This is a genomic window from Actinomadura sp. NPDC023710 (assembly GCF_040639875.1).
Taxonomy (GTDB): domain Bacteria; phylum Actinomycetota; class Actinomycetes; order Streptosporangiales; family Streptosporangiaceae; genus Spirillospora; species Spirillospora citrea.
The window spans coordinates 82,409-109,176 of the sequence record NZ_JBFAGB010000012.1 but is presented as its reverse complement, the minus strand read 5'-3'; the positions used below and the strand labels follow the sequence as shown (position 1 = coordinate 109,176).

Here is a 26,768-nt window from a genome sequence, read left to right as displayed (position 1 = left end):
CGCGTCGGCTGCTTGACGTAAATCAGCGAGACATGTGTCCTACGACGCCATGGGACGGCGCATCACCCGATCCTCCGTCACTCTGACCAGTGGTTTCCTTGATCTTGTAGCTACCCCGCTTCGGGGGTGCCCTGGTGGCCGCGTGCGATGGGCATGTACGTCGGGGCCGCGTCGGTGGTGAGGAACGCCAGGACGATGGCGCGCACCGCTTCGGCGTGCTCCATCAGCAGCAGGTGGCTGGCGTTGGGCAGCACGGCCAGTTCGGCGTTGGGCAGCGCCCGGTAGAGGGCCACCGTGTGGTCGAGCGTGACCAGATCGTCGTCGCCGGCCAGGACGAGGGTCCGGGGTGTCACCGCGCGCAGCTCGGTCGGGTCCAGGCTCGGCTCGGTCGCCGCCGCGTGCGCGATCTTGCCGATGACGACCGCGAAGTGGTCACGGCCGTCGGGCGACACCTCGGCGTAGGCGTCAACGAGCGCGGCGGGCATCTCGCCGTCCGCGGACGGCTTGAAGATCAGTCCGTCCAGGTCGTAGGCCGCACTGATGAGGACCAGGCGCTCGACCAGGTCAGGGCGACGCATCGCCACCCAGAGCGCTACCGTTCCGCCGGCGCTGTAGCCCACGAGCCGGGCCGGGCCGCCGACCACCCGCTCCAAGAACGCGATCGTGTCCTGCGCCATGAGCTCCATGGTGATCGGGCCGGGGGCGTCGGGCGTGCGGCCGTGGCCGCGGCGGTCGGGCAGGTAGATCGTGAACGTGTCGGCGAGGCCGTCGAGGTTGCCGGTGAAACAGCGGCCGTCGGTCAGCCCGCCGTGCAGGAGCACCACCGGGTCGCCCTCGCCGCGCTGGTCATGCCACATGTGAACGATGTCGGTCATGCACTACATACGGGACGACGGCTCCGGAGTCATCGGCAGTCCGAACAACGCGAACAGGGAGGGGTCGAGGTAGGTCGTCGTGTTCGCGATCAGTCCGTCGCGGAAGTCGATGATGGTCAGGCCGAACGCCTTCCCGTCGCGGTACTGCGCGATTGCGGGCGATCCGTTGGCCGCCGTGCGGACCAGCCGGTCATCGGCACAGGCGCCGGCCGCACCCAGCAGGGCGGCCCGGATCGCCTCCCGGCCGCCGAGCCACCAGGCGAACGGCGGCATCGACATGGTGGCGTCCTGGTGGAGCAGCGACACCAGGCCGTCGACGTCGTAGGCGGTGAACGCCTCGACGTACCGCCCGAGCAGGTCCTCGTCGACCTCGCCGCTCCCGCCCGGTGTGCGACGTGCGGACATGGTGGCACGTGCTCGTTGCAGGGCACTGTTGATCGCGGCCGGGCTGCTGTCGAGCAGCCCGGCCACCTCCTCCGCCGACCAGCAGAGCACCTCACGCAGGATGAGGACGGCCCGCTGGCGCGGCGGCAGGGCTTGCAGGGCGGCGACGAACGCCAACCGGATCGTTTCGCGCCCGGCGGCCAGCTCGGCCGGATCGCCGTCGGCGGGCAGCACATGCCGGTCGGGGACCGGTTGCACGAAGGCGGCGGCTCCCAACGGCGCGCCGAGGAAGGCGCCGGCGGGGGAGGACGGGCCGAGGTCCATCGCGAGCGCGCGCCGCTGGACGCTGCGGGTCATGTCGAGGCAGACGTTGGTGGCGATCCTGTGCAGCCATGTGCGCAGACCGGCTTTGCGCTCGTCGAAGCGATCGGCGTTCTTCCAGGCGCGCAACAGGGTCTCCTGAACGGCGTCCTCAGCCTCGGCGGCGCAGGCGAGCATGCGGTAGCAATGGCCGGTCAGGTCGACCCGATGCGCTTCCAACCGTTCCTCGAAGGCCATGCGTCCACCATATGCAGGGTCGTGGGTCGTCGGCCGAGAGGCTGGTGACCGGGCGCTGAAGCCCACGGCTGTGATGGGCGCGCTCTTGGTCAGTGGTCGTTGCCCTCGGCGGCCTGGGCATCGCCGAGCTTTTCCCCGGTGGGGATTTCGGCGAGTCTGCGGCGGCGGAATTCTCTGGGGGTTTCGCCGTAGCGGCTTTTGAAGGCTGAGGAGAACCAGGTGGAGGTGAGGCCGGCGCGGGAGGCGATGTCACTGATGCTGAGGTCGCTGCGGGCCGGGTCCTGGAGGACGTCCCTGGCGTCTCGCAGCGTTTCCTCATGGCGCAGGTCGCGGTAGGTGGTGCCGGTTTGGTGGAGGGCGTTGCGAAGGTGGCGTGGCGACCAGCCGAGCGCGTCGGCTACGGCTGCGAGCGGGACCTTGCCGGTGCCGAGATGCCGCCGTACGTACTCGCGGACGAGTCGGGCGACGTCGGTGAGGTGGGCGTCCGGCGGTCGCGTGTCCCTGAGAGCGATCATGCAGAACAGTTCGGTGATCCGATCGCATACCGCGTGGAACTCGTGGTCGGAGAGATCGTCCTGTTCGGCATGGGTGCTTCCCAGCAGGTTGCTGAGGATGCGGCCGAGACCGGTGTTCAGGTCGAGGACCAGACGCAGTGGTGTGGGCGAGCCGATGTGGTTGTCGAGTTCGGGGCGCGGGACCTGGAAGGCGTATGCCGCGGACTGCGGGACGGTGAGCCAGCAGGATTCGTCCATGCCCATCACGGAAGCGTGCCCCGGCGGGGTCCGTGTTTCGTCTTGGCCGTGCCGGACGGTGTAGACGCCGTGTTGCGGAACGACGATCCAGTAGTGCTCGTCGCCGGGGACTCTGCGGACGTGCGACGGTGTCCTGGCGGCGATCCGGTCCCCGCGCTGGTCCCAGTGCATCAGCCTGTAGCTGCCGCTTTCCTGGGCGGTGAGGTCCGCACGCCAGCTCCCCGGATTCCGGAAGCGGTGGTCCATCGGCAGGATGCTGTTGCTGAGATCGCGCCAGGCGTCGGTGTCGTCGGTGGTCCAGGAGTGGTACAGCATGGGGCCTACCTCCGCTGTGAGCCCGCACATCGCCCGGTAACCCAACGTCTCCGCACGGTCGCTGTCAAGTGTTCCCCCCTCGTCGGCCCGCCGGTCCTCTGTTTTCGTGACGTCCGACTTCTGGTTCGGGGCAGGATCCGTCTCCGGACGTGGCCGGTGGGTCCGCCCCCGGCGATACTCGGGCCCAGCCCCCGGCAGAAGAGGCCTCGGCGGGTGTGAGACCGAGGGGAATCCGTTGACGATGAGCCTGCCCGCGTTTCCCGCCCTCGACGAGAGCCCGCTCGACACCTGCATCCGGCTCCGGGAGATCGCGCCCGTGGTCGAGGTGGAGTTCCCCGGTGGCGTGCCGGCCTACCTGGCACTGACCCACAGAGCCGCACGCGAGATCCTCGCCGGGGACAACAGGACCTTCGCCCGCGACCCGAAGCACTGGCCGGCCCTGCACGACGGATCGATCCCCGAGGACTGGCCGCTGCGCGCCATCGTCCAGGGCGACCACCTGTCCACCAAGGACGGTGACGATCACCGGCGGCTGCGGGGCCTGGTCGGCAGGGCGTTCACCCCGGGCCGGGTGCAGGGGCTGGAACCGCGGATCCAGGAGATCATCGACCGGCTGCTGGACGACGTGGTGGCGGCCGGCGACGGCGTCGACCTGGTGCCCTCCTTCACCGAGGCGCTGCCGATGGCGGTGATCTGCGAACTGTTCGGTGTGCCTGAGCCGGAACGGGCCCGGCTGCGGAGGTGGACGGCCGCTCTGCTGGCGCACACCACCCCTCCAGAGGAGGCGTTCGAGACCCAGAGGGCGCTCATGGCGTACCTGTACGCACTGGCGGAGCGCAAGAGGCTGGACCCCGGCGACGACCTCACCTCTGGCCTGGTCCAGTCCCGTGACCGGGACGACAGGCTCACCACCGACGAACTGGTCGCCGTTCTGTGGCTGATGCTCGTCGCGGGACACGAGACCACGGTCCACCTGCTGGGGCACGCCATCGCCGCGCTGTCGGAGCATCCCGACCAGCTGGCGTTGGCCATGGCCGAGGACCGCTGGGGCGACGTGATCGAGGAGACTCTGCGGTACCGCCACTCGGTGATGATGACCAGCTTCCGCTTCACGCTCACCGACGTGACGATCTCGGACGTGCTCATTCCCAAGGGCAGAGCGGTCGGTGTGGTGTACCAGGCGAGCGGCCTCGATCCGGAGCGGTACGGGGACACCGCGGACCGGTTCGACATCACCCGCGAGCAGAGGGACGGTCTCGGCTTCGGCCATGGTCCCCGGTACTGCATCGGCGCCCCGCTGGCCCGCCTGGAAAGCAGGCTCGCGCTCACCTCCCTGTACCGGCGGCTGCCGGGCCTCTCCCTCGCGATCGACCCGGACGACATCCCCTACTCGCCGTCCTTCTTCACCGTGGGCCCGCTGTCACTCCCCATCCGCCTCGGCGCCGAGCGCCGCTGACCTCCCCGCCGCGACAGAACGTCCGGCGGCGCCGTGCCGGAACCGGCCGAGCCGGCGGACCTGCCGTCGCACCCCCCACCACGCACCACATGCAACTTGTAGATCTGGAGTGACCTCCGTGGAACCGACCGTGCACCTGTGCGGCAGCGTGCCGCTCGCCGATTCCGAGACCGTGTTCTGCACGGTCGCGAACACGCTCAACGGCCGTGTGCGGCGGATCCCGGACGGCGAGCCGGGTGAGCGGGACAACTGGGTCGTCTGGCAGTTGCCGAAACTCGCGGCGCACCCGGACCTGGAGACGGTGCCGCCGCCCGGCCGGGAGTACGGGCCCACGATGCGGGTACGGCCGCGACCCGGCGTCGACCCGGCGTCGGTGACCTTCGGGCCGCTCGGGTATGCGGCGGCCGCACTCGACTCCTGGCAGGTGTTCAGGCGCCTGCGCGCGGACGGCGTCATCCCACCGGACGTGCGGTTCCAGGTCAGCCTGCCGACACCGGTCGCCGTGGTCGCCGCGTTCGTCGGTGCGCATCAGGCGGAGCTCGAGGCCGCCTACGAGGCCCGGCTGCTGGCCGAGCTGGAGGAGATCCTGGCCGTGATCCCGGCCGGGGACCTGGCCGTCCAGTGGGACACCGCGGTCGAGTTCGCCGTCTTCGAAGGGGTCTATCCGGCCTGGTTCGGCACCGACCATCCGTCCCGCCTGGCCGAGATCGTGACGCGCCTGGTACGGCTCGGCACCGCGGTACCGGAGGAGGCCGAGCTGGGATACCACCTGTGCTACGGCGACTTCGAGCACAGGCATTTCGTCGAGCCTCCCGACACGTCCAAACTCGCGGCCGTTACCAGGAGCGTGGCCGATGGGCTCGGGCGGCGCTTGGACTGGGTGCACATGCCCGTCCCGCGCGACCGTGCCGACGAGGCGTACTTCGCGCCGCTGGCGACCTTGTCGCTACCGGCGGAGACCACCCTGTTCCTTGGACTCGTGCATGCCACGGACGGGCTCGAAGGCGCCGCAGCGAGGATCGAGGCGGCACGCGGGGCGGTGAAGACGTTCGGCGTGGCCACCGAATGCGGCATGGGCAGACGTCCGCCCGAACAGATCCCCGCCCTGCTCGCCTTGCATGCGTCGGTGGCCGACCTGCTCTGACGGCTCGGGATGATCGCCGCGGCCCGGTCGAAGAGGTGGCCTGGGCGTCAGCCCGTCACCGACTGGGTGTTGTGGACGGTGTCCGGGGTGGCTTCGTCGGTGAGGAAGCCGCCGGACTGGTGGTGCCAGAGGCGGGCATAAGGGCCCTCGGACTGGAGGAGCTCCCGGTGGGAGCCCTCCTCAAGGACGCGGCCGCGGTCGAGAACGACCAGTCGGTCCATGCGGACGACCGTGCTCAGACGGTGCGCGACGACCAGTGCGGTGCGGTCGCGCATCAGGTGCCACAGAGCCTCCTGGACGAGGAGTTCGCTCTCGGAGTCCAGCGCGCTGGTCGCCTCGTCCAGGAGGAGGATCGGGGTGTCTCGCAGGATGGCGCGGGCCAGCGCGACGCGCTGCCGCTGACCCCCGGAGAGCTTGACGCCTCGCTCGCCGACCAGCGTGTCGAACCCGTCCGGCAGGCTCTCGACGAACTCGGTGACGTGTGCCGCGCGCGCGGCTCGGAGGATCTCGGTCTCGGTGGCACCCGGACGGGCGAAGGCGATGTTGTCGCGCACCGACCGATGGAACATCGCGGGTTCCTGCGGGACGTACGCGATCAGGTTGCGCAGGTCGCTCTGGCGCAGCCGCGCGATGTCCTGTCCGCCGATGAGGATCCGGCCGCCGTCGACGTCCATGAGACGCAGCAGCAGCCGGGAGAGGGTGGTCTTGCCACCGCCGGACCGGCCCACCAAGCCGATCTTGGCGCCGCTGGGGATCTCCAGATCCAGCCCTTCGAACAGGGGTGGGCCGTCGCCGTGCGCGAAGAGCACCCGCTCGAAGCGGACCGAGGCGTCGACCGGACGCAACGGCTGCGGGTCGGGCGGGTCCACGACCGTCGGCGGCATCAGGAGCAACTCGGTGAACTGCGCGCTCTCGGTGAGCGTGCTCTCCATCCGCCGGTAGATCTGGTTGAACTCGAACATGATCCGTGTCGCGTTGGTGTAGTAGGAGAACGTCACCACGATGGCCTCCACCCCGAGGCCGCCGCGAAGCGCCACCGCGACGAGCAGACCCAGGGCGCTGGTGAGGATCGACATCGGAGCGACGATCGTGTCGACCCGCAGGTTGGCGTAGTCCCAGGAGCGCAGGGACAGGCGGTGCTGCTCGACGACCCGGCCACGGAACTCGGCGGCCTCCCGCTCCTCGGCCGCGAACGCGCGGACCGTCTCCATGTTGGTCAGCACGTCGGCGACGTGGCCCGACACTCGCACCTTGGCCGCCTCGCGCCGGTCCACCAGCACCTGCCTGCGGCGGATGAACGGGGTGACGAGGAAGCCGGTGACGACGATCAGCCCCACGAGGACGACGACCAGGAGCGGGTGGTACCGCCACAGGATCACCGAGGCGAAGGACAACGGGATCACGTTGGCCACGACCGAGAAGGTGAGAGTGTCGGCGAAGTTTTCGAAGCCGCCGGAGTAGCTCAGTATCCGTTTGGTCAGTGAACCGGCGAAGTTGTCATGGAAGAACGCGGTGTCTTTGGCGAGCAACTCGTCCATGCCGGCGATGCCGAGATATTCGATGCCGCGGCCGTTCAACCGGTTGAGGAAGTGCAGTCCCACTCGCCACAGCGCCTCGCCCGCCAGCAGCATCCCGGCGAACCCGAGAACGTAGGGCAGGAGAGCGGCGAGGTCGCTTTCCCCGCCTTCGGCCAGGTGCCCTACCAGGGCGGCGACCAGCAGCGGGGTCAGGTAGAACAGGCAGGTATTCCCGAGCGCCGGTAAAGTCATCGCCGGAAGCGAGATACGCCACTGACGGCGCAGCACACCGAGGTAATGGCGCAGGGCCAGCAGAACCGCTCGCTGCCGGGCCGACTGTACGCCCCTGGATCCACCCCGTATTTTCAGCACCGCCACCCGCCCTCCGCGCCCGCCGCTCTCCCATGCTGCCTCAGACCGTCCAGGCATGGCGAACGCATTTCGCAGGCGCTTAGATGATCATCGGGCGGCCGAGAAACAACGGCCCTTGCAGGTGGAACACGCTCAGGCCACGCGAAGTCGGACACCTGCTTCTTCCGCCTCCGAAGGCAGTCGACCTCGACAAGCCGCCGGTGGCCGCTCACATCAGCGCTGGCCGGCTGCGGCGGCACCGTCTCGTGAGTCCCCTTGCGTCCGCCCGCCCGGCTCGGACGGTCGACCCTGAAGCGCGCCCGGCACATCGGCAAGGGCGCCAATGCAAACCAGATGGAGGGATGGAAGGCATATGCCGAAACGAATCGACGTGCCCACTGACTCGCAAGTGCACCTCGACGATGTCGCGTACGACGCGATCGAAGAGGCCAACGCGTCCGGCGAGCCCGTGACGGTGGTCTACGGGAGCGCGGAGACCGTCGTCGAGCCCGGAACCAAGGACGGCCCGGCGGCGATCACCGCCCGTCTGCTCGACACGGCCGGGCACTGACACGCCGTCAACAGCGATGGTCCAGCCTGGTGGGCTGGACCATCGCGTGCACATTTGATCTTGCAGTTCACGGTGGACCCCGCCTGATCAGGAACGGACCCCCACGGTGCCGGGCTAGGCGACGACCGCGAGGAGGGCCGTGATGGACGAGGCGAGGTCCGCGTCGCCGGTCGTCGTCGATCGTTGACGGGCCTGCTCCACGGTGATGCCTCTGGTCGCCAGCCGCCAGAAGGTGTCCTGGTCCATCGAGACGCGTGCGGTCGGCTCCCCCAGGGGCTGGGTGATCTGCCATCGTGCGTCCTGCCGGACCACGCCCCACAGCCCGCCTGCCGGGCCGCGCACCTCCAGGTGAGCCGTGGCGCCGTCGGGGCGGCCGTGCATCCGCAGGGCGTGCGGCAGGCCGCGCGCGAAGACGTCCAGCACCGGAGCCATGAGATCGGGTTCGACGGCGCCCGGAACGGAGACGGCGTCGCGTACCTGCTGCTGGTGGACCCAGAACTCGGTGTAGTCGCGGCCGATGTCCAGCCAGGTCGGGCTGGCGATGTCGGTGGAGGCCCAGGAGACGTTCAGGTCGGCGGCGGCCTGGAGGTCTCGTGCCGCCCACACGGCGTCGAGTCGTGGTCCCAGGTGGTCCAGCAGTTCGATCATCAGTTGGGGGCTGAGCTGGCGGGACGCCCGGACGAACTCGTCGTTGGTGCGCGCCAGATAGGCGGGAAGCGTCTCATCATCGGCGAATATCGCGCCGCCGTACCCGTCGCGGCTGCCGGACAAGCGCCGCATGTAGTCGTTGAGCACATGGGCGACGACGTCGTGCACGTCCCAGCCGGGGCAGACCGTGGGCATGGCCCACTCGGCGGGGCCCAGGGCGCCGAGCAGGTCGAGCATGGCCTGCCGTTCGCGTGGGAACAGGGGACGAACGTCGACGGCCGGGCCAAAGATCATCATCACGTGACCCTAACGGGACCGCCGTCCTGCCCCCCACGGATCGGGTTCGTCTCGACGACCAGCACGCGCAGACGGGCGATGCTACGAACCGGTCATTATCGTCGGCATATGGAAAACCCCATACGTCCCGGCAACACCCCACTGCCTTCACTGGCGGCATGCCAGAAATACCGCCGACGACGCGAAAGTCGTCCCGCAAGATCTACTGGTTCATCGGCATCGGCCTGATGGTCACCATAGCGCTGATCGTCTCAGCTATCGGCCACCAGTCGTATTCTTCACCTCCCTCGATTTCGTCATGGCCTTCCTCTGCCGCATCACCCTCGAATGGTCCTCGTGAAGAGCAGCGCGCCGCGCCCGGCAAGCACCCTCCTCGCCGCGTGCCTCGTGGTCCGGTGGGCGAGAGCGACGGTGTCGTCCCCGACGATGTGACCGTCTTCGACGACGCGTTTCCAGCCGTGGCCAACCTCGATCCGCGTCTCCTCACGGCCCTCCGGCAGGCCGCGTCGGAAGCCGCGGACGACGGAACCAAGTTCTACGTCAACAGCGGCTGGCGCTCCCCGGCGTACCAGAATCAGCTTCTTCGCGAGGCGGTTTCCAAGTACGGATCTGAAAAGGAAGCCGCTCGTTGGGTGGCCACTGCGGCGACCTCGCTGCACGTAAAAGGGAAGGCGGTCGACATCGGACGTCCCGATGCCGCGGAATGGCTGTCGAAGCAAGGGGCCGAGTACGGGCTGTGCCAGATCTACAGGAATGAACCCTGGCACTACGAACTGCGCACCAACGCGATCGCTCAAGGCTGCCCGCGCATGTATGCCGACCCCACCCAGGACCCGAGGACGCAGCAGTGACAGGCAGTGCCCGGCGTGGCGACGCCGCTGCGGCTGCGTCCGTCCAGCGGGAGCCGGGCACGGACCGCAGGCGCGGTGAAGTGTCCGATCCGGCTGGTAGACCTTGAGGCATGGGTCCTGAGGAGTTCCTGCAGATCGTGCTCGGCTTGCCGGAGGTCACCGAGCGCGAGTCCTACGGGAACATGATCGGCTTTCGAGTCCGCGACAAGGGATTCTGCTACCTCGACGAGGCCGAAGGCGTCGTCATGCTCAAAGCCACCCGGGAGGAGCAGGGCGCCCTCGTCGCCGAAGACCCGGACACCTTCGCCCCGTCCTGGGCCAGCGGACGCTTCGCATGGCTGAAGATCAAGCTGGCCGCCGTCGACCCCGGCGAACTGAACGAACTGGTCACCGAGGCCTGGCGGCTCTCAGCCCCCAAGCGCCTCGCCGCGACCCTTCGCGCGTGAGCGACGGGCGTGGTCCCGGCAACCCCAGGCCGGCGCCTTAACACGTAGCCCCCGCCGAACACCGCCGCCACCGGGCCGAGCGCCGACACCATCGCCCTCACGACCATCGTCGCCCTGGCCGTGGCGGGCCTCACCACCCTCGGTCCGACCGTGCGGGCCTTGCGTACCGAAACCGTCAGCGCACTCACCGACCGCGCCCGCCGACCCGGCCGCGCCGTCCTGCACGCCTGCAACCCGGCGACCACACTGACCATGGTCACGGGCCTGCTGGTGATCTTCGCCCAACCCGTGAAGGGTGCCCGGGCTCCTCCATGGCGAACGTTCTGCGGGACGCTCAAGAACGCCACGTGATCCTGGGAACCCCGGCCCGCGATCTGCTGACCACCGGCTCTTCCGGTCAGATCGGGGTGGCCTTGAGGTGGCGGCCTTGGGGGGTGGGGTCTGTGAGGGTGCCGTCGTCGATGATGACTCGGCCTCCTACCAGGACTGTTCTCGGGCGGCCTGTGAGGGTCATGCCCTCGTAGGGGGTGTAGTCCGTGGCCATGTGGAGGGAGGCGGCGGTGACCTGCCATTTGGCGGACGGGTCCCAGATGGCGATGTCCGCGTCCGCGCCGGGGAGCAGGGTTCCCTTGCGGGGGTAGAGGCCGTTCGTGCGGGCCGGGTTCGCGGAGGTGAGTTCGACGAAGCGCGTGGCCGGCAGGCCGCGGCGGGCCACGTAGTCGGAGAAGATGACCGGGAGGCGGGTCTCGACGCCGGGGAGGCCGTTGGGCATGGCGCGGACGTCGGTGCTGCGCGACTCCTTCTGTGCGGTGTCGTAGCAGCAGTGGTCGCTGCCGATGGTGGTGACCTCGCCGGTGAACAGGTGCCGTCCGAGTGCCCTCACCTGGTCGGCGGAACGCAGGGGCGGGCAGCACACGAAGCGTTCGGGGTGGTCGCCCCGGTAGGCGGAGTCGTCCAGGACGAGGTGGTGCGCGACCGTCTCGCTGAACGCGCGGACGCCGCGGCGGCGGGCGGCGGCCACGAGTTCGACGGCCTCGGCGGTGGACTGGTGGACGAAGTAGACGGGCGCGTCCACCGACTCGGCGATCGCGAGGATCTCGGCGACCGAGGCGGTCTCGGCGAGGCCGGGACGGGTGGCGGCCATGTGGGGCGCGCCGATGCGGCCGGCGTCGGCGCCGCGTTGCTGGGCGTCGCCGATGATGTGGTCGGCCTCGCAGTGGACGACGACCATGCCGCCCAGGGCGGCGAGCGTCTTCATGGTGCGCAGGACGGTGTCCTCGTCGGCCATGGTCTCGCCGCGGTAGGTGGTGAACATCTTGACGGTGGGCATGCCGTCCGCGACGAGCGAGGCGAGCTGGTCGGGGACGGTGTCGTCCCACTGGACGACGCAGGCGTGCAGTGCGCTGTCGCACAGGCCCTCGGCGGCCTTGGCGCGCTGGGCGTAGGCGACGTCGGCGGGGTTCTCGCCGGGGCGCGGTATCGCGAAGTCCACGATCGTGGTGGTGCCGCCGTGCACGGCCGCGGTGGTGCAGCGGCGGTAGTCGTCCAGCGAGGTGAAGTCGCCGGACGTGAAGCCGACGTGGCAGTGCGGGTCGACGCCGCCGGGCATGACGAGGTGCCCGCTCGCGTCGATCACGGTCGCGGCGGGGGGCGCCGTGCCGGGGGCGGCGAGCGCGGTGACGCGGCCGCCCGCGATGACGACGTCGGCGGGGCCCGACCAGTTCGCCTCGACCACGGTGCCGCCGCGGACCACCACGTCGGCCTTCACCGGGCGGCCAGGTGGGCGCGCCAGCCGCCGGCGTAGCTGATGTCCGCGACTCCGGGCAGGGTCAGCGACTCGGCGCGCATGCGCATGCACAGGGAGCCGGAGCCGTCGGCGAGTTCGATCGCTCCGAGTTCCAGTTCGGGCGGCTCGCCGGGCAGCAGGTGGTCGCGCAGGATCGCGTAGGTGACGGCGTACAGCTCGCCGGGCACGGCGCGGCCGCCGGACGGGACGGGGTGGAGGCCGGGGAACTCGTCGCGGACGGAGTAGAAGCGGTAGCGGGGCGCCGTCTCGGCCGGTCCGAGGAAGTGGGCGCCCTCCAGCGCCGCGTTCAGCGAGCCGCCGGACATGGCCTGTCCGTTGACGAACATCCGCAGGGTTTCCATGGGGGCCTTCCTCAGGTGGTCTGGCGGGCTCGTTCGGCGGCCGGGTCCGGGACGGGCACGGCGTCCAGCAGCGAACGGGTGTAGGGGTGCCGGGGGCGGCGGTAGATCTCCTCGCGGGTGCCGGTCTCCACCAGGACGCCCTGGTCGAGCACCGCGACGCGGTCGCACAGGTAGTGCACGACGGCGAGGTCGTGGGCGATGAAGAGGATCGACAGGTCGAGCCGTTCCCTCAGGTCGCGGAAGAGGTTGAGCACCTGCGCCTGGACGGAGACGTCGAGGGAGGAGACGACCTCGTCGCAGATCAGCACCTTCGGTTCGACGGCGAGGGCGCGGGCGATCGCGATGCGCTGCCGCTGGCCGCCGGAGAAGGAGCGCGGATGGCGGCCCGCGTCGGCGGCGGAGAGCCCGACGGTCTCCAGCAGCGCGGCGGCCCGTGCGGCGCGTGCCCGGGGGTCCGGTTCCAGGCCGTGGACGAGCAGCCCTTCCCCGACCAGCGCGCCGGCGGTCATCCGCGGGTTGAGGGACGAGTAGGGGTCCTGGAAGACCATCTGGACGTCCCGGCGGAGCGCGCGCATCTCGCGGTGGGACGCGCCGAGCACGTCGCGGCCGCCGAGCAGGACCTGGCCGGAGTCCGGCCTGGTCAGCCGGGCGACGCAGCGGGCCACCGTGGACTTGCCGGAACCCGACTCCCCGACGAGGCCGAGCACCTCGCCGGGCGCGAGGTCGAACGAGACGTCCTTCACCACCGGACGTCCGCCGAAGCTCTTCACCAGGTTCCGCACGCTGAGGGCGGTCATCGGCCCCCTCCTTCCAGGGCCGCCGGGACGTCCGCGGCGTCGACGGTGCTCAGCCGGCGGGACGGGTCGTCGTCGATGCGCGGCACCGAGGCCAGCAGCCCGCGCGTGTAGGGGTGCTCGGGCTCGGCGTAGATCTCGTCGACCGGGCCCTCCTCGACGGGCGCGCCGTGCCGCATGACCACGACGCGGTCGGCGAAGCCCGCCACGATGCCGAGGTCGTGGGTGATGAGCAGCACGGCCATGGAGCGTTCGTCGGCGAGTTCCCGCAGCAGGGTCAGGACCTGCGCCTGCACCCGGACGTCGAGCGCGGTCGTCGGTTCGTCCGCGATGAGCAGCGCGGGTTCGGCGATCACCGCGATGGCGATGACGACGCGCTGGCGCATGCCGCCGGAGAACTGGTGCGGGTAGTCGTCGAAGCGGCGGGCGGCGTCGCGGACGCCGAGCCGGCCGAGCAGGTCGATGCCGCGCCGCCGGGCCTCCTTCTTGCGGACGCCCCGGATGAGGAGCGGCTGCGTGATCTGCCAGCCGATCGTCATCACCGGGTTGAGGGAGGCGAGCGGGTCCTGGAAGACCAGCCCGATCCGGGCGCCCCGGACGTCGCGCATCTCCCGTTCGGACAGGGCGAGCAGGTCGGCGCCGTCCAGGGTGGCGCGGCCCGTGAGGTCGGCGTCGTGGTCCAGGCGCAGGACGGCACGCGCCGTGACCGACTTGCCGGAGCCGGACTCGCCGACCAGCGCGACCTTCTCGCCCGCCGCGATGTCCAGGTCCACTCCGCGCAGGACCTCGACGGGCCCGTCCGGCCCGGGGAAGGCGGCGCGCAGGTCCCGCAGTGCCAGCAGTGGCTTCATGGCCGCCTCCCGCGGAGAGTCGGGTCGTTGCGGACGCGCAGCCAGTCGCCCACGAGGTTGAAGGAGATCGCCGTCAGCATGATCGCGAGGCCGGGGAGGGCGACGGCCCACCAGCCGTTGGTCAGGTTCCCGGCGGCTCCGGCGATCGTCGCGCCCCATTCGGCGGAGGGGACCTGGGCGCCGACCCCGACGAACGACAGGCCGGAGATGACGAGCATGACCGCCGACACGTCCAGGGTCGTCTGCACGTAGAGGGTGTCGAGGGAGTTCGGCAGGACGTGCCGGAACACCAGCCGCGGCGTGGAGACGCCCAGCGTGCGGGCCGCCTCGACGTACTCGGCGTCCCGGACGTCGCGCACCAGGGTGCGGACGAGGCGGGCGTACCCGGGCCACCAGGTGAGGCAGAGGGCGATCACGGCGGAGCGCAGGCCGGGGCCGAGCGCGGCGGCCAGCCCGAGCGCCAGGATGATCGCCGGGAGGGACAGGCCGATGTCGCAGATCCGCATGAGGACCTCGTCGACGACCCGCCCGCCGAGTGCGGCGAGCGTGCCGATCAGCGTGCCGATCAGCGTGGCGACGGCGATCACGATCACGGTCGCCAGGAGCGACACCCGCGCGCCGTACAGGACGCGGCTGAAGACGTCGCGGCCGTTGGCGTCGGTGCCGAACCAGTGCGCGCCCGAGGGGGCGTGCAGCGCCTGCGCGAGGTCGACCGCGTAGGGGTCGTGGGGCGCCAGGAAGGGGCCGACCAACGCGATGAGGACCATCAGCGCCGCGACCGCCAGGGCGGCCCGGTCCACGATGGACATGCGTCCCGACCCTGCGCGCCTCCGGCGCAGGACGGACCTGCCGCGTCCGGGGGCCGCGGAATCCTGCTTCGTCGCGGGGACGGCGGCGGTCTTCACAGTGCCGCCCCTTCCATGGCGCCCTTCTCCAGCGGTTCTCCACCGGGGACGGCCGCCGGGCGTGCCCGCGCGGGTTGGCGCAGGCGCGGGTTGAGCCAGAGCTGGACGAGGTCGACGACGATGTTGGCCAGCACGAACACCACTCCGATCACGAGCACGCTGCCGATCACCGCGTACAGGTCGTTCTGCAGGACGGCGTTGACCGCGTAGGCGCCGATCCCCTTGCGCCCGAACACCGACTCGACCAGCACCGTGGAGCCGAGCATCCAGCCGAGCTGCATGCCGAGGATGGTGCTGACCGGGACGAGCGCGTTGCGCAGGCCGTGCCGGATCACCACCCGGCGCTCTGAGGCCCCGGTCGCGCGGGCCAGCGTGATGTAGTCCGAGTCCAGCACGCTGATCATGGAGGAGCGGACGGTGCGGGCGACCACCGCGACGAACGCGGCCGCGAGCGTGACGGCGGGCAGCAGCAGGTGGGACGCCGCGTCGCCGAACGCGGCCGGGTCCCCGGCGAGCAGCGCGTCCAGCGAGGTCATGCCGGTGATCTCGGGCACCTCGCGGCCGAAGCCGAGCTGCCCGGTCAGCGGCAGCAGGCCGAGCCGGTCGGCGAACACGAGCTGGAGCATCAGCCCCAGCCAGAACACCGGGACGCCGGCGCCGAACAGCACGATGAGCCGGGCCGCGACGTCGGCGGCGCGCCCCCGGCGGTAGGCGGCGTACACGCCGAGCGGCACCGCGACCGCCACGTTGATCAGCATCGCGGCGAGGACGAGCTCGATCGACGACGGCAGCGCGCCGGCGATGTCGTCCAGGACGGGGCGCTGGGTGAACACCGATGTGCCGAGGTCGCCTTGCAGGAGGTTCCCGAGGTAGCGCGGGAACTGCTCCCAGATCGGCCGGTCGAGTCCGAGCCGCGCGGACACCGCGGCGACCTGCTCGGCGGTGGCGTTGCGGCCGGCGGCCGCCCGCGCGGGGTCGCCGGGCAGCACCTGGGTCATCAGGAACGTGACGACGCCCAGGCCGAACAGCACGACGACGCTGGTGACGAGCCGCCTCAGCAGGAAACGCGCCATGCCGTGCCTCCCCTCGCTGGAGATCTCATGGATGGTGTGCGCCGGGCCCGCGGCGTCCCTCGCGGGGGCCGGGGGCCCGGCGCGGGCGGGTCAGCCGACCTTGACGCCGTAGACGTCGACGGTCTGGTGGTGCGACGCCTGGTAGGCGTAGCCCTCGACGCCCTTGCGCAGGACGGTCACGGTCTGCGGGTTGGACATGTTGACCGACGGGACGTCGGCCGCGATGAGCTGCTGCGCCTGCTTGTAGAGGCCGCAGCGCTCGTTCTCGTCGGTGAGGGCCTGGGCCTTCTCGACCAGCGAGTCGACCTTCGGGTTGTCGTAGCCGCCGGTGTTCTGCCCGTTGTTGATGAACTTGGAGTCGAAGAGCTGGTACAGGACCGAGTCGGGGTCGGGGTTGGGCGGGAAGGCGTAGATCATGGCCAGGTCGGGCGTGGTCTTGTTGCTCTTCAGCCGTTCCACGTGCTCGGGGTAGGTGATCGCCTCCAGCTTCAGCTTGATCCCGACCTTGGCCAGGTCGGACTGGAGCAGCGTGGCGGCCTGTTCCATCTCGGCGGTCGCCTTGAGGTAGGTCATCGTGAGGGAGACGCCGGAGAGCCCGGCGGACTTCAGCGCCGCCTGCGCCTTGGCGACGTCGTACGCCGGCTGGGGGGCGGACGAGTCGAAGCAGGCCATCGTGGACGGCAGCACGCCCACCGCCTTCTTGCCGGCGCCCTTGAGGATCGAGCCGATGTGCTGGTCGTACTGGTAGGCGGACGCGATCGCCTCGCGCAGCGGCCTGCTCGACACCGGCGAGTCCTTCATCTTGAAGAACACGTAGAGCTGGACGTTGGTGTCGGCCTTGTCGACCTTGTAGCCGCCGTTGCCCTCGAAGGACTTCCAGTCGTTGGGGTCGATGTCCATCGCGATGTCGATGTCACCGGCCAGCAGCGAGCTCTTCTGCGTCGCGGCCTGCGGCAGGTACCGGAACACGACGTTCTTGGCCTGGCCGGAGAAGCCGCCCCAGTACTTGGCGTACTGGGTGTACTTCGCCTCCTGGTTGGCGGTGTAGCCGGTCAGCCTGTAGGGGCCCGAGCCGGCGTCGGCGGTGGCGAGCCACTTCTGCCCCTGGTCGTCGCCCTCGTGCGCGCCGACCAGCTTGGCGTTGAGCACGTACACGCGGGTCAGCGCGGGGATCATCGGGGCGTAGGGCCGGGCCAGCTTGATCGTCAGATGGGTGTCGTCGGTGACCGTGGTGGACTCGTAGGGCGTCAGCAGCGACGCGACCCCCACCTTCAGCTTCTTGATCCGGTCCAGGCTGTACCGGACGTCGGCCGCGGTGAGCTTCGCGCCGTCGTGGAAGGTGACGTCCCCGCGCAGGGTGACGTCGATGGAGCGGCCGTCCCCGGAGACCTTCCACTCGGTGGCCACGCTCGGAACGATCTTGTTGTTCGCGTCGTACCTGACGAGGGTGTCGTAGGCGGGACGGGCCACCTCGTCGACCGTGGAGTTGTCGGCCTGGACGGGGTCGAACGTCGCGGGCGGCTCGTTCTCGGCGATGATCAGCGTCTGGGTGCGGGCGGAGGTCCCGCCGGCGGAGCCGCCGCACGCGGCGGCGGCGAGCGCCCCCGCCGCGAGGACGGCCGTCAGCCGCAGCCCGGCGCGTCCGCGGGTGCGGAGCGGACCGGGGAACCACCTGGTCCTCGACGGCTCACCGGCCGTGACAGTTGTGTGGAGCACTGGTGTCTCCCCTTCGTGGACGTGTCCGGGCGGACGGTGTCAGGTGTCGTGCCGATCGGCGGGGGGCTGCGTCCGGCGCCGTTCGGCGCGGGCCGGGGTCTCGGTGTGGGAGCCGTCGGGGGCGATGACCAGGCCGTAGTCGCGCTCGGCGGTCTGGGCGGTGACGTAGCCGTCCAGGACGTCCGCGACGACGGCGGCGGGGTCGCGGTCGAGGGGGTCGCCGTGGCCGCCCCCGCCCGCGGTGCGGTTGACGAACCGGTCGCCGGCCCGCATCGCGGCGCGGTACATGCCGACCCGCTTCTCGCGGTCGGTTCCGGGCCACAGCGTCATCCCGCTGGGCTCGGGCTCCAGCCCGCCGTGCAGCGCCCACGGCCGCGTCTTGCTCTTCTTCTTCATCGACAGCACCTCGCCGTCGGCGAGGTAGCGGACCTCACGCAGGACGCCGACGCCGCCGCGGTAGCGGCCCGCGCCGCCGGAGTCGGGGATCAGCTCCAGCCGCTCGTGGAAGACCGTCGACTTGTGCTCCAGCACCTCGATCGGGGTGTTGCGGACAACGCTCTGCGACGGGTGCTGCTGCGCGTTGGCGCCGTCGTGGTCCCGCCGCGCGCCCCAGCCGATGCCCTCGTTGTTGCTGATGACGAAGTCGTCGCCGGTGCGCGGGTCGTGGCCGAGGGCCATGAATCCGGGCTCGTCGCCCCCGGAGGAGGCCGGGATCGAGTCGAGGACGCCCGCGAGCGCCTTGTGGATCAGCTCGAAGGCGACGATGCCGCTCCATTGGGTGAAGGTCGCGGACGGGTAGACGGCGTGGAAGAAGTTCCCCGGGTCCGCCTTGACGGTCAGGGCCCGGTAGTGGCCGGCGTTGGACGGCTCGTCCGGCGTGGTCAGCTCCTTGAAGGTGGACTTGGCGAGGCTCTCGGTGGCCCCGATCGGAAGGTTCACCGGGCCGAGCACGGCGCCGTCCGAGCCGTTGAAGTCGACCTCCATCCGGTCGCCGTCGATGGTGACCCTGACCTCCATGCGGATCAGGTCGTCGGTGATGCCGTCGTCGTCGCAGTAGTCGGCGGCGGTCCAGGTGCCGTCCGGCAGGGCGGCGACCGCCGTGCGCGCGACGCGCTCGCCGTGCTCGATGATCTGCTTGACGGCCCGGTCCACGACCTCGCCGCCGAACTTGTCCCACACCTGCGCGAGCCGGTTCTCCCCGGTGCGCAGGGCGGCGAGCTGGGCGTGGAAGTCGCCGACGGTGAGGTCCGGCAGCCGCGAGTTGAAGCGGATCAGCTCGACGACGTCGCGGACGACCTCCCCCCCGTGCACGATCCTCGTGCCGGGGAAGATCAGCCCTTCCTGGTGCATGTCGGTGGAGTCGAGGACGTAGCCCGGGGCCTTCGCGCCGAGGTCCATCCAGTGGGCGCGGACGGCGAGGTAGGCGGACGGCTCGTCGCGGCCCTCCCGGAACACCGGCGCGAACAGCATCGCGTCGTAGGAGTGCGCGCCGCTCCAGTACGGGTAGTTGAGCAGGTAGACGTCGCCGGGCGCGAGGTTCTCCCGGCCCACGTACTCGACGCCCTTGACGATCGCGTGGTCGTTGGCGCCGAGGAACGAGGTGATCCCGGCGGCCTCGGCCATCAGCTCCAGGTCCCCGTCGTAGATCGAGATGCCGAAGTCGAGGACCTCGTAGATCACGGGGTTGAACGCGGCCCGCACCAGCGTGCGGCGCATCTGCTCGCCGACGGAGACCAGGTAGTTGCGGATCACCTCGACGGTCGCGCCGTCCAGCGCGGCCGCCGCCTCTCCACTGGGCCGGGTCGTGCTCATCGGACCATCTCCTGTCTGGCTCACTGGGCCGTCTCCGGGCTGCTCACCAGCAGGTGGCCGTGGACGTCCACGGTGAGCCGCTGGTCACTGAAGATCACGGTGGTGGAGGTGCCCTCCTCGACGATCGCGGGCCCCGGCACCGCGTGGCCGGGCGCGAGGGCCTGCCGCTCGTAGACGGGGAACGGCACGGTCTCGCCGGTGGCGACGTCGAAGGCGGGGCGGCTCCCGGCGGGGTCGGGCGTGCCGGAGCCGCTGCCGGAGAGCCTGCGCAGGCCGGGCTTCGGCAGGACGCCGACCGCCCGTACCCGCAGCGTGAGGATCTGCCCGCCGTCCGGCATGGCGTGCCCGTAGCGGGCGCGGTGCAGCCCGTGGAACCGGTCGAGGATCGCGGCGGCGTCGTCCCCGGGCCGCAGGTCGATGGCCAGCGTGTGCTCCTGGCCGTGGTAGCGGACGTCCAGGCGGCGGACGAGGGTGCGGTCCTCCGGCTTGACGCCCTGGAGCGACAGCACCTCCTCGCCCTGGTTCTCCAGATCGGCGAAGGCCGGTTCCAGCTCGGCGAGGGTGGCGTCGCTGAGCGGCTTGAGCACGGTGGTGGCGAACTCGTACTCCAGGTCCGACATGAGCATCCCGAACGCCGAGAACGCCGCCGGGACCTGCGGGACGACGGTCTCGGTGATGCCCATCTCGCGGGCCAGCATCGGGCCGAGCAGCGGGCCGGCGCCGCCGAACGCCAGCAGCGCGAACTCGCGGGGGTCCAGGGCCCGCTCGACCGTGATCTCGCGGAGCGCGCCGACCGTCCGGGCGAGCAGGACGCGCAGGACGCTCGCGGCGGCCTCGGTCACCCCGACGCCGAGCGGGCGGGCGAGCCTGTCCGCCACGGCGGCGCGGGCCGCGTCCGCGTCGATGCTCATGTCGCCGCCGAGGAACGCGGCCGGATCGAGGTAGCCGAGCACCAGCGCGGCGTCGGTCACGGTCGGCTCGGTGCCGCCGGCCCGGTAGGCGACGGGGCCGGGCACCGCGCCGGCGCTCTGCGGCCCGACCTTGAGCAGCCCGTGGTCCATCCAGGCGATCGAGCCGCCGCCCGCGCCGACCGTGCGGATGTCGAAGATCGGGATGAGCAGCGGGAAGCCGTCGATCGCGGCCTCGTGCACCTCGCCGGGGGAGCCGTCCTCGATCACGCAGCAGTCCACGCTGGTGCCGCCGACGTCGAACGAGATCAGCTTGTCCCGGCCGAGCTCGCGGGCCAGGAACGAGGCGCCGACCACGCCGCCCGCCGGACCCGACAGGACCGTCATCAGCGGCGCGCGGCGGGCCAGCTCGGCGGTCATCGCGCCGCCGCCCGACCGCATGATGTGCAGCGGGCGGGCGAGCCCGGCGTCGCCGAGGCGTCCCTCCAGGGCCCCGATGTAGTCGCTGAGGACGGGCCGGATGTAGGCGTCCAGGGTCGCGGTGCTCGTCCGCTCGTACTCCCGGTACTCCCGGCTGATGTCGGTCGACACCGAGATCGACACGTCCGGGTGGGCGTCGCGCAGGATCTGCGCCGCGCGCCGCTCGTGCGCGGGCTCGGCGTAGGAGTGCAGGAAGCAGACGGCGAGGGAGCGCAGCCCGTGCTCCTCGACCAGGATCCGGCCCGCCTCGCGGACGGCGTCCTCGTCGAGCGGCTCCACCTCGGCGCCCTGGGCGTCGATCCGGCCGGGCACTCCCGTCCGGTGCCGGCGCGGGACGAGCGGCGGCGGGGGCGCGTAGGCGAAGTCGTACATGTGCTGGCCGGGCACATTGGCGCGGGCGATCTCCAGCAGGTCCCGGAACCCGGCGTTGGTGATGATCCCGACGTCGGCGCCGCGGCGCTGGAGGATGGCGTTGAGCCCGAGCGTGGTGCCGTGCACGAACGCCTCGACGTCGTCCAGCCGTCCGGCGAGCCCGCCGACGGCGTCCAGGACACCCCGCGCGGGGGCGTCCGGAGTGGTCGGGGCCTTGTGCAGCCGCAGCTCGCCGGTCCCCTCGTCGTAGGCGATGGCGTCGACGAACGTGCCGCCGATGTCGACCGCGAGCCGGGTACGGGGCGAGGACGTCACAGGGTGCCTCCGGGGGCGTCGGCGGCGGCCCGTCCGGCCGGCGCGGCGGGCAGGTCGTCGCGGACGACGCGTCCGCCCTGCATGACGAAGGGAATGCGGCGCAGCGCGGACAGGTCCGAGAGCGGGTCGCGGTCGGTGACGATCAGGTCGGCGAGCAGGCCCTCCTCGACCGCCCCGGCCTTGCCGTGCAGGCCGACGAGCCGGGCGGCGTCGCTGGTGCCGGCGCGCAGCGCCTGTTCCGGGCTCAGCCCGGCCTCGGTGAGGAACTCCATCTCGCGGACGGCGACGACGGTGTCCTCGATGGGCTCGCCCGGCGGGTAGTCCGTGCCGGCGAGCATGGTGATCCCGGGCGCGCCCGGGTCCCGCGGGTCGGCGATGCCCGCGGCGACCGCCCGGCGGATGCTGGCGAGGTGGCCGGGGCCGACCTCCAGGGCGCGCTGGATCTGCCACTCGCTGAAGGAGTGCTCGGCCATCCAGTCGGGGCAGCGGGTGACGCACAGGGTGGGGGTGAGGAAGACGCGCCGCTCGGCCATCTCCTTCGCGGTGGCGTCGTCCAGCTCGTAGGCGTGCTCGTAGCCGCGGACCCCGGCGGCGAGCGCCTCCCGGATCGCCGACCCCGACCCCGCGTGCGCGGTGACGTAGGTGCCGTGCTCCTGCGCGGCCCGGACCACCCCGCGCATCTCGTCCAGCGTCATCTGGGCGCCGGTGAACGACTCGCCCTCGTGCGCGATGCCGCCGGTGATGAACACCTTGATCAGGTCCGCGCCCGCGGCCAGCTCCGTGCGCGCCGCGCGCAGGAAGCCGTCGTGGCCGTCGGCGTAGGAGCAGGCGGAGCCGTGGCCGTGGCCGCCGGTGGTGGAGACGGCGCGGCCCGCGCCGATGATGCGGGGCGCGTCCACCCAGCCCTGCTCGACGCCGGTGCGGACGAGCAGGTCGGCGCGGTTCTGCTCGTGGACGCAGCGGATCGACGTGACGCCCGCGTGCAGCGCGTCCTGCGCCCGTGACAGGGCCCGCATCGCGGTCAGGCCGGGGCTCTCGGCCTCGTCGGTGGCGGAGAACGGGTACACGACCGACAGGTGCGTGTGCACCGAGATCAGGCCGGGCAGCAGGTACCGGCCGCCGAGATCGACGCGCTGGGCGCCCGGCTCCGGCGCCTCGGTGGTGATCTTCTCGATCCGGCCCGCCGCGACCGCGACGTTGGCGTTGCGGCGGACCGTCCCGCCGAGCACGTCGACGACGTGCCCGCCGGTCAGCCAGAGGGTCCCCTCCCGCGGCACGGGACGCCGCGCGGTGGTCGTTGTCGGCACCGCTGTCTCCTCTCTCATCGGGCCTCCTCATAAGGCGCGGCGGGCGCGGCGGGCTCCAGGAGCCGGTCCGGCCCGAGGTCGCGGACGTCGACCGGGGTCGGCTTCCCCTCGACCAGGCAGCGCAGGGTCTCGCCCCACAGCGGGGCGAACGTGAAGGCGTAGGTTCCGCCCGCGACCAGGAAGCCGGGCGCGCCCGGCACCTCCCCGATCACCGGCATCTCGTCCGGGGTGGCGGCCAGGGGGCCGGCCCACGTCCGCAGCAGGCGCAGGTCCCGCACGAACGGCAGGACACGGGCGGCCTGGGCGACGTTGCCGAGGACGCTGGACAGGCTGACCGGGCTCCGGCCGTCGGGTTCCAGCCGCAGGGCGGGCCAGCCGCCTCCGATCAGCAGGTTCCCCGCGGTGACCTGCTTGACCGACAGGCCCTCGCCGATGTGCTGGACGAGGTACCGCAGCGTCTCGGGCAGCCGCACGGTCACGTGCATCTGGATGGCGACGGGCGTCATCCGCAGGCCGATCCCCGCCAGCGCGGCGATCTCCCCGAGCCAGGGCCCGGCCACGTCGACCACGTGCGGGGCCTCGACGGTGAGGTCCCCGGCGGTGACCCGCCAGCCCGATCCGGAACGTTCCACGGCGCGGACGGGGCAGAACGGGTGCAGCCGGGCTCCGTGCCGCACCGCCGCCGCCAGGTAGGCGGGGGTGGTCAGCAGCGGGTTGGCGTACCCGTCCAGCGGACACCAGGTGGCCGCGGTGACGGTGGGGCCGAGCAGCGGCAGCGCGGCGCGGGCCCCGTCGCCGTCCAGGACCTCGGTGCGGATCCCGGCCCGTTCCTCCCACGCGTGCTTGGCGATCAGCTCGGCACGCTGCTCGGGCGTCTCGGCGATGGTGAAACCGCCGCTGCGGCGCAGTTCCACCGAGGCCTCCAGCTCCGCCTCGACCGAGTTCCACCGGTCGCTCGCGGCACGCTGGAGGGGCAGGAACCGGGCGCTGTCGAGCGGGACCTCCTGCCCCGGCCGCCGGGTGTGGACGGCCTGAACGTGCAGGTTACCCGCTGTTGTGCCCGATCCCTCCCGGCCCGGAGCGCCGCGGTCCAGGACGATCACCCGGTGCCCGCCCCGGGCGAGATGGAAGGCCGCCGCGCCGCCCAGCACCCCGGCGCCGATCACGACCACGTCGGCGGTCTGCGCGCTCATCCGTCGCCCCCGTCCTGCTCGCCGAGCGCGAGCAGCGTCTCGACGGGCACGGGGCGGACGGGCTGGCGCGCCGGGAAGACCGGGACGCCGCACCGCGACCCGCCCGCGGGCGGGGCCTCCGCGGCGTCGCGGACGAGACCGGCGACGGCGAACCCGCAGAAGCGGCCCTGGCAGGGCCCCATCCCGGCGCGCGACCAGGACTTCGCGGCGTTCAGATCGCCACCGGCCCGCTCCCCGGCGGCGGAGCGCACGGCGGCGGCGGTCACCGCCTCGCAGCGGCACACGATCGTGTCGTCGTCCAGGGTGGCTGCGAGCACCTCCTGCAACCGGGCAGGGCTCGGGTACAGGGCGTCGCTCATCGCCGTGAACCGGGTGAGCGCGCGGCCCTGCGCGGCGAGCCGGGCGATCTCCCGGGGACCCGGGGCGGCGGGGCTCCCCTCCCGGAGGAGGATGTGCGCGGCGGCCATCGCCCCGCGGACGCGGGCCCGGTGGACGCCGCCGACGCCCGCCGCCTCACCGACCACGTACACGCCGGGGCGGCTCGTGCGGCCGAAGGCGTCGGTGACGGGTTCGGCGTCGCCGGTCACGGCGTCGGCGCTGATCTCGCAGCCGAGCAGGCGGGCCAGCTCGGTCTGCGGCCGGAAGCCGTAGCCGACGCAGAGGGCGTCGACGTCCAGCGTCCGCAGCGGCCGTCCCGGATCACCGGTGGCGGCGAGCGTGACCGACGTGACGCGGTCACCGCCCGCGGCCCCGCTCACCACGCGCCCCTGCCAGAGCGGAACGCGCGCACGGGCCAGGCGCGCCACGTATCCCGCCAGCTCGCGGAGCCGGGCGGGATGCCGCAGCGCCGGGGCGGCCCGCAGCGACGGCCGGTAGGGGTGCCCGGCCTCCGCCACACCGACCACGTCGGCGCCGGCGGCCAGCAGCGAGCAGGCGACGGGCAGCAGGAAGGGGCCCGACCCGGCGACCAGCACCCGCCTGCCCGGCGGGGTGCCGTCGGCGGCGGCCAGGTGCTGGGCGAACCCGGGCGTCGTGACGCCGGGAAGCTGCCAGCCGGGGAACGGGTGGGTCCGTTCGTAGGCGCCGGTGGCCACGATCACGTGGCGTGCGCGCAGCCGGACCGGAGTCCCGTCCGGGCCGGTGGCCAGGAGCGTCCGTCCGTCGTCATCGACTCCCCAGACCAGGTGGCCCGTCAGGCAGTCGACGCCGAGGCTCCGCACGTGCGCGATCAGCCGTCCGCCCTCCGGGCGGTGATCGCCGTGCTCGCGCAGCACGGCGGGCGACGGGCGGCGGTAGTACTGGCCGCCGAGCTCGGGCTGCTCGTCGACGAGGGTCACGCCGAGCCCGGCGGCGGCCAGCCGGGCCGCGGCCGACAGCCCCGCCGGGCCGCCGCCCACGACCAGCACGTCGCGCGAGGCGGTCATCGGACCGTCCCCGTCTCGATCGCCATGCCGGGCAGGACCCTGGTCAGGCACGCCCGCACACCGGGCCGTCCGTCGACGGTGACCTCGCACTCGAAGCACACGCCCATCCCGCAGAACGGCCCGCGCGGCTCCCCGCTGACCGGGTTGTCGCGCAGCCGCCAGCGGCCGGCGGCGACGAACACGGCCGTCAGGGACGCGCCCGCGGCGGCGTCCACGGGTTCCCCGTCGATGGTGATCCGGGTGCCGGTGGTCACGGCCGCGCCCCGGCCGCGTCCCGCTCCCGCGCGAGGGCCTTCGTCAGGCCGGACTCCTCCAGGACCGCGCCGATCGCCTCCAGCGCGACGCCGGTGACCGGCCGCAGCGGGGGGCGGACGTGCCCGCCCGGCTGCCCGAGCAGGGACATGGCCCCCTTGAGCTGCGCGATCGGCGAGCCGAACACGCCGCTGTAGTCGGGGCGGATGAGCCGTCCCGACAGGCCGGTGTAGCGGTCCGCCCAGGTGCGGGCGGCGGCGCCGTCGCGGCGCGCGACCGCTTCGTAGTACGGGACGGCGAACGGGGCGCCGAGCCCGCCCCCGTCGATGTTGCCGTCGCCGCCGAGCTCCAGCAGCACGGCCAGGCCGCGGCGGTGCAGGAAGCTGCCGAAGACGCGGACCCGGTCGGCGACGGCCTCGACCGTCGCGAGCATCCGCAGCCAGTCGCCGGTGCTGTCCTTGATCGCGGCGACGTGGGGCAGGTCCGCCAGCCGCCGGACCAGGTCCGGGTGGTCGCCGATGTCGACGGCGACGCCGCGCGGCCAGTTGTAGACCATGAACGGCAGGTCCGTGGCCGCACTGACCTCGGCGAAGAACGCGAGGAGCTCCTCCGGCCCCGGGTGGACGTAGGGCGGCGGGGTGGCGAGCACGCCGTCGGCCCCCGCGTCGGCGGCGTGCCTGGCCAGCCCGATCGCCTCGGCCGGGGTGTAGGCGGTGACGCCGACGACCACCGGAACCCGGCCGGCCACCTCGGCGACGGCGATCTCGGCGACCCGCCGGCGCTCGGCCGGGCTCTGGCCGAACCACTCGCCGGTGCTGCCGTTGACCAGCACGCCGTGCACGCCCTGCCGCAGGTACAGCCGCAGCAGCGCACGCCAGGCGTCCTCGTCCAGCGCGCCATCCGCGGCGAACGGCGTGGGCGCCGCCGGCCAGTAGCCGTGCCATGAGACGTCGTCGCGATCCAAGATCTTTCCCCGAGTCTGTAGAGCTCATCCCGCTGGGATCGGTTGCACAAGGTTGCGGCAGAGCCAACTCGGGTGTCAAGAGTCGTCTT

25 protein-coding genes are annotated in these 26,768 nt (G+C 72.0%); 6 read left to right on the top strand and 19 right to left on the bottom strand.

Annotated features, from left to right (window positions below):
- Positions 1-110: 110 nt before the first annotated feature.
- The 3 genes from AB0H37_RS16160 to AB0H37_RS16150 are packed head-to-tail and all read right to left on the bottom strand — an operon-like array spanning position 111 to position 2,884.
- Positions 111-875: an alpha/beta hydrolase gene (locus AB0H37_RS16160; protein WP_360613358.1), complete on the bottom strand. Its 765-nt coding sequence runs from the start codon at positions 873-875 to the stop codon at positions 111-113.
- A gap of 3 nt (positions 876-878) precedes the next feature.
- Complete coding sequence (locus AB0H37_RS16155; protein ID WP_360613356.1) at positions 879-1,883, bottom strand: sigma-70 family RNA polymerase sigma factor; 1,005 nt, start codon at positions 1,881-1,883, stop codon at positions 879-881.
- Positions 1,884-1,906: 23 nt separating this feature from the next.
- Complete coding sequence (locus tag AB0H37_RS16150) at positions 1,907-2,884, bottom strand: AraC family transcriptional regulator (RefSeq protein WP_360613355.1); 978 nt, start codon at positions 2,882-2,884, stop codon at positions 1,907-1,909.
- Positions 2,885-3,125: 241 nt separating this feature from the next.
- Here AB0H37_RS16150 and AB0H37_RS16145 point away from each other — a divergent pair, with 241 nt between their 5' ends.
- Positions 3,126-4,340: a cytochrome P450 gene (locus AB0H37_RS16145; protein WP_329096928.1), complete on the top strand. Its 1,215-nt coding sequence runs from the start codon at positions 3,126-3,128 to the stop codon at positions 4,338-4,340.
- A gap of 118 nt (positions 4,341-4,458) precedes the next feature.
- On the top strand, positions 4,459-5,484 hold the full coding sequence (locus AB0H37_RS16140; protein WP_360613354.1) for a hypothetical protein: 1,026 nt from the start codon (positions 4,459-4,461) through the stop codon (positions 5,482-5,484).
- A gap of 47 nt (positions 5,485-5,531) precedes the next feature.
- On the opposite strand, the gene AB0H37_RS16135 is transcribed toward AB0H37_RS16140, so the two are convergent.
- Positions 5,532-7,253 (bottom strand): ABC transporter ATP-binding protein, encoded by a 1,722-nt coding sequence (locus AB0H37_RS16135; protein ID WP_360613352.1) that lies wholly within the window; start codon positions 7,251-7,253, stop codon positions 5,532-5,534.
- Positions 7,254-7,743: 490 nt separating this feature from the next.
- Here AB0H37_RS16135 and AB0H37_RS16130 point away from each other — a divergent pair, with 490 nt between their 5' ends.
- Complete coding sequence (locus tag AB0H37_RS16130; RefSeq protein WP_360613350.1) at positions 7,744-7,923, top strand: hypothetical protein; 180 nt, start codon at positions 7,744-7,746, stop codon at positions 7,921-7,923.
- Positions 7,924-8,037: 114 nt separating this feature from the next.
- Here the strand turns inward: AB0H37_RS16130 and AB0H37_RS16125 are convergent, their stop codons facing one another.
- Positions 8,038-8,868: a maleylpyruvate isomerase family mycothiol-dependent enzyme gene (locus tag AB0H37_RS16125; RefSeq protein WP_360613348.1), complete on the bottom strand. Its 831-nt coding sequence runs from the start codon at positions 8,866-8,868 to the stop codon at positions 8,038-8,040.
- Positions 8,869-9,026: 158 nt separating this feature from the next.
- On the opposite strand from AB0H37_RS16125, the gene AB0H37_RS16120 reads away from it, so the two are divergent.
- From AB0H37_RS16120 to AB0H37_RS16110, 3 genes are all read left to right on the top strand, one after another.
- On the top strand, positions 9,027-9,719 hold the full coding sequence (locus AB0H37_RS16120; protein ID WP_360613347.1) for a M15 family metallopeptidase: 693 nt from the start codon (positions 9,027-9,029) through the stop codon (positions 9,717-9,719).
- A 110-nt stretch (positions 9,720-9,829) separates the two neighbouring features.
- Positions 9,830-10,165, top strand: coding sequence for an MmcQ/YjbR family DNA-binding protein (locus tag AB0H37_RS16115; RefSeq protein ID WP_329096937.1), 336 nt, complete (start codon positions 9,830-9,832; stop codon positions 10,163-10,165).
- Positions 10,166-10,324: 159 nt separating this feature from the next.
- Complete coding sequence (locus AB0H37_RS16110; RefSeq protein ID WP_360613345.1) at positions 10,325-10,516, top strand: hypothetical protein; 192 nt, start codon at positions 10,325-10,327, stop codon at positions 10,514-10,516.
- A gap of 46 nt (positions 10,517-10,562) precedes the next feature.
- On the opposite strand, the gene hydA is transcribed toward AB0H37_RS16110, so the two are convergent.
- The 14 genes from hydA to AB0H37_RS16040 form a co-directional block, all read right to left on the bottom strand.
- Positions 10,563-11,933 carry a dihydropyrimidinase gene (gene hydA, locus AB0H37_RS16105; RefSeq protein WP_329096939.1) on the bottom strand — a complete coding sequence of 457 codons (1,371 nt, stop codon included), beginning with the start codon at positions 11,931-11,933 and terminating at the stop codon, positions 10,563-10,565.
- Positions 11,930-12,313: a gamma-glutamylcyclotransferase gene (locus AB0H37_RS16100; protein WP_360613342.1), complete on the bottom strand. Its 384-nt coding sequence runs from the start codon at positions 12,311-12,313 to the stop codon at positions 11,930-11,932. The genes hydA and AB0H37_RS16100 overlap by 4 nt, the downstream gene beginning before the upstream one ends.
- An 11-nt stretch (positions 12,314-12,324) precedes the next feature.
- A complete protein-coding gene (locus AB0H37_RS16095; protein WP_179831628.1) occupies positions 12,325-13,110 on the bottom strand; it encodes an ATP-binding cassette domain-containing protein in 786 nt (261 codons plus the stop codon).
- Positions 13,107-13,958 (bottom strand): ABC transporter ATP-binding protein, encoded by an 852-nt coding sequence (locus AB0H37_RS16090; protein ID WP_360613340.1) that lies wholly within the window; start codon positions 13,956-13,958, stop codon positions 13,107-13,109. Before AB0H37_RS16090 ends, AB0H37_RS16095 begins: the two co-directional genes overlap by 4 nt.
- Positions 13,955-14,767, bottom strand: coding sequence for an ABC transporter permease (locus AB0H37_RS16085; RefSeq protein WP_179831626.1), 813 nt, complete (start codon positions 14,765-14,767; stop codon positions 13,955-13,957). Before AB0H37_RS16085 ends, AB0H37_RS16090 begins: the two co-directional genes overlap by 4 nt.
- A 92-nt stretch (positions 14,768-14,859) precedes the next feature.
- Positions 14,860-15,936 carry an ABC transporter permease gene (locus AB0H37_RS16080; RefSeq protein WP_360613338.1) on the bottom strand — a complete coding sequence of 359 codons (1,077 nt, stop codon included), beginning with the start codon at positions 15,934-15,936 and terminating at the stop codon, positions 14,860-14,862.
- Positions 15,937-16,026: 90 nt separating this feature from the next.
- Positions 16,027-17,652 carry an ABC transporter substrate-binding protein gene (locus AB0H37_RS16075; protein ID WP_360613336.1) on the bottom strand — a complete coding sequence of 542 codons (1,626 nt, stop codon included), beginning with the start codon at positions 17,650-17,652 and terminating at the stop codon, positions 16,027-16,029.
- Positions 17,653-17,691: 39 nt separating this feature from the next.
- Positions 17,692-19,464: a hydantoinase B/oxoprolinase family protein gene (locus tag AB0H37_RS16070; RefSeq protein WP_360613334.1), complete on the bottom strand. Its 1,773-nt coding sequence runs from the start codon at positions 19,462-19,464 to the stop codon at positions 17,692-17,694.
- A gap of 20 nt (positions 19,465-19,484) precedes the next feature.
- Entirely contained in the window at positions 19,485-21,539 is a 2,055-nt protein-coding gene (locus AB0H37_RS16065; RefSeq protein ID WP_360613332.1) for a hydantoinase/oxoprolinase family protein, read from the bottom strand.
- On the bottom strand, positions 21,536-22,864 hold the full coding sequence (locus AB0H37_RS16060; protein WP_179831621.1) for an amidohydrolase family protein: 1,329 nt from the start codon (positions 22,862-22,864) through the stop codon (positions 21,536-21,538). The genes AB0H37_RS16065 and AB0H37_RS16060 overlap by 4 nt, the downstream gene beginning before the upstream one ends.
- Positions 22,861-24,039 carry an FAD-binding oxidoreductase gene (locus AB0H37_RS16055; RefSeq protein ID WP_360613330.1) on the bottom strand — a complete coding sequence of 393 codons (1,179 nt, stop codon included), beginning with the start codon at positions 24,037-24,039 and terminating at the stop codon, positions 22,861-22,863. The genes AB0H37_RS16060 and AB0H37_RS16055 overlap by 4 nt, the downstream gene beginning before the upstream one ends.
- The gene (locus AB0H37_RS16050) at positions 24,036-25,463 is read right to left on the bottom strand and encodes an NAD(P)/FAD-dependent oxidoreductase (protein ID WP_360613328.1); all 1,428 of its coding nucleotides are present in this window, start codon (positions 25,461-25,463) and stop codon (positions 24,036-24,038) included. Before AB0H37_RS16050 ends, AB0H37_RS16055 begins: the two co-directional genes overlap by 4 nt.
- A complete protein-coding gene (locus tag AB0H37_RS16045) occupies positions 25,460-25,717 on the bottom strand; it encodes a (2Fe-2S)-binding protein (RefSeq protein ID WP_179831618.1) in 258 nt (85 codons plus the stop codon). The genes AB0H37_RS16050 and AB0H37_RS16045 overlap by 4 nt, the downstream gene beginning before the upstream one ends.
- Complete coding sequence (locus AB0H37_RS16040) at positions 25,714-26,679, bottom strand: dihydrodipicolinate synthase family protein (RefSeq protein ID WP_179831617.1); 966 nt, start codon at positions 26,677-26,679, stop codon at positions 25,714-25,716. The genes AB0H37_RS16045 and AB0H37_RS16040 overlap by 4 nt, the downstream gene beginning before the upstream one ends.
- Between the last annotated feature and the right edge of the window lie 89 nt (positions 26,680-26,768).

What these genes read in the sequence shown, in the direction of transcription:
- AB0H37_RS16085 (WP_179831626.1), bottom strand. Translation starts at nt 14,767, where the DNA reads ATGTCCATCGTGGACCGGGCCGCCCTGGCGGTCGCGGCGCTGATGGTC.
- AB0H37_RS16070 (WP_360613334.1), bottom strand. Translation starts at nt 19,464, where the DNA reads ATGAGCACGACCCGGCCCAGTGGAGAGGCGGCGGCCGCGCTGGACGGC.
- AB0H37_RS16060 (WP_179831621.1), bottom strand. Translation starts at nt 22,864, where the DNA reads ATGAGAGAGGAGACAGCGGTGCCGACAACGACCACCGCGCGGCGTCCC.
- AB0H37_RS16095 (WP_179831628.1), bottom strand. Translation starts at nt 13,110, where the DNA reads ATGACCGCCCTCAGCGTGCGGAACCTGGTGAAGAGCTTCGGCGGACGT.
- AB0H37_RS16120 (WP_360613347.1), top strand. Translation starts at nt 9,027, where the DNA reads ATGCCAGAAATACCGCCGACGACGCGAAAGTCGTCCCGCAAGATCTAC.
- AB0H37_RS16115 (WP_329096937.1), top strand. Translation starts at nt 9,830, where the DNA reads ATGGGTCCTGAGGAGTTCCTGCAGATCGTGCTCGGCTTGCCGGAGGTC.
- AB0H37_RS16100 (WP_360613342.1), bottom strand. Translation starts at nt 12,313, where the DNA reads ATGGAAACCCTGCGGATGTTCGTCAACGGACAGGCCATGTCCGGCGGC.
- AB0H37_RS16125 (WP_360613348.1), bottom strand. Translation starts at nt 8,868, where the DNA reads ATGATGATCTTTGGCCCGGCCGTCGACGTTCGTCCCCTGTTCCCACGC.
- AB0H37_RS16090 (WP_360613340.1), bottom strand. Translation starts at nt 13,958, where the DNA reads ATGAAGCCACTGCTGGCACTGCGGGACCTGCGCGCCGCCTTCCCCGGG.
- AB0H37_RS16150 (WP_360613355.1), bottom strand. Translation starts at nt 2,884, where the DNA reads ATGCTGTACCACTCCTGGACCACCGACGACACCGACGCCTGGCGCGAT.
- AB0H37_RS16145 (WP_329096928.1), top strand. Translation starts at nt 3,126, where the DNA reads ATGAGCCTGCCCGCGTTTCCCGCCCTCGACGAGAGCCCGCTCGACACC.
- AB0H37_RS16135 (WP_360613352.1), bottom strand. Translation starts at nt 7,253, where the DNA reads ATGACTTTACCGGCGCTCGGGAATACCTGCCTGTTCTACCTGACCCCG.
- AB0H37_RS16160 (WP_360613358.1), bottom strand. Translation starts at nt 875, where the DNA reads ATGACCGACATCGTTCACATGTGGCATGACCAGCGCGGCGAGGGCGAC.
- AB0H37_RS16080 (WP_360613338.1), bottom strand. Translation starts at nt 15,936, where the DNA reads ATGGCGCGTTTCCTGCTGAGGCGGCTCGTCACCAGCGTCGTCGTGCTG.
- AB0H37_RS16050 (WP_360613328.1), bottom strand. Translation starts at nt 25,463, where the DNA reads ATGACCGCCTCGCGCGACGTGCTGGTCGTGGGCGGCGGCCCGGCGGGG.
- AB0H37_RS16055 (WP_360613330.1), bottom strand. Translation starts at nt 24,039, where the DNA reads ATGAGCGCGCAGACCGCCGACGTGGTCGTGATCGGCGCCGGGGTGCTG.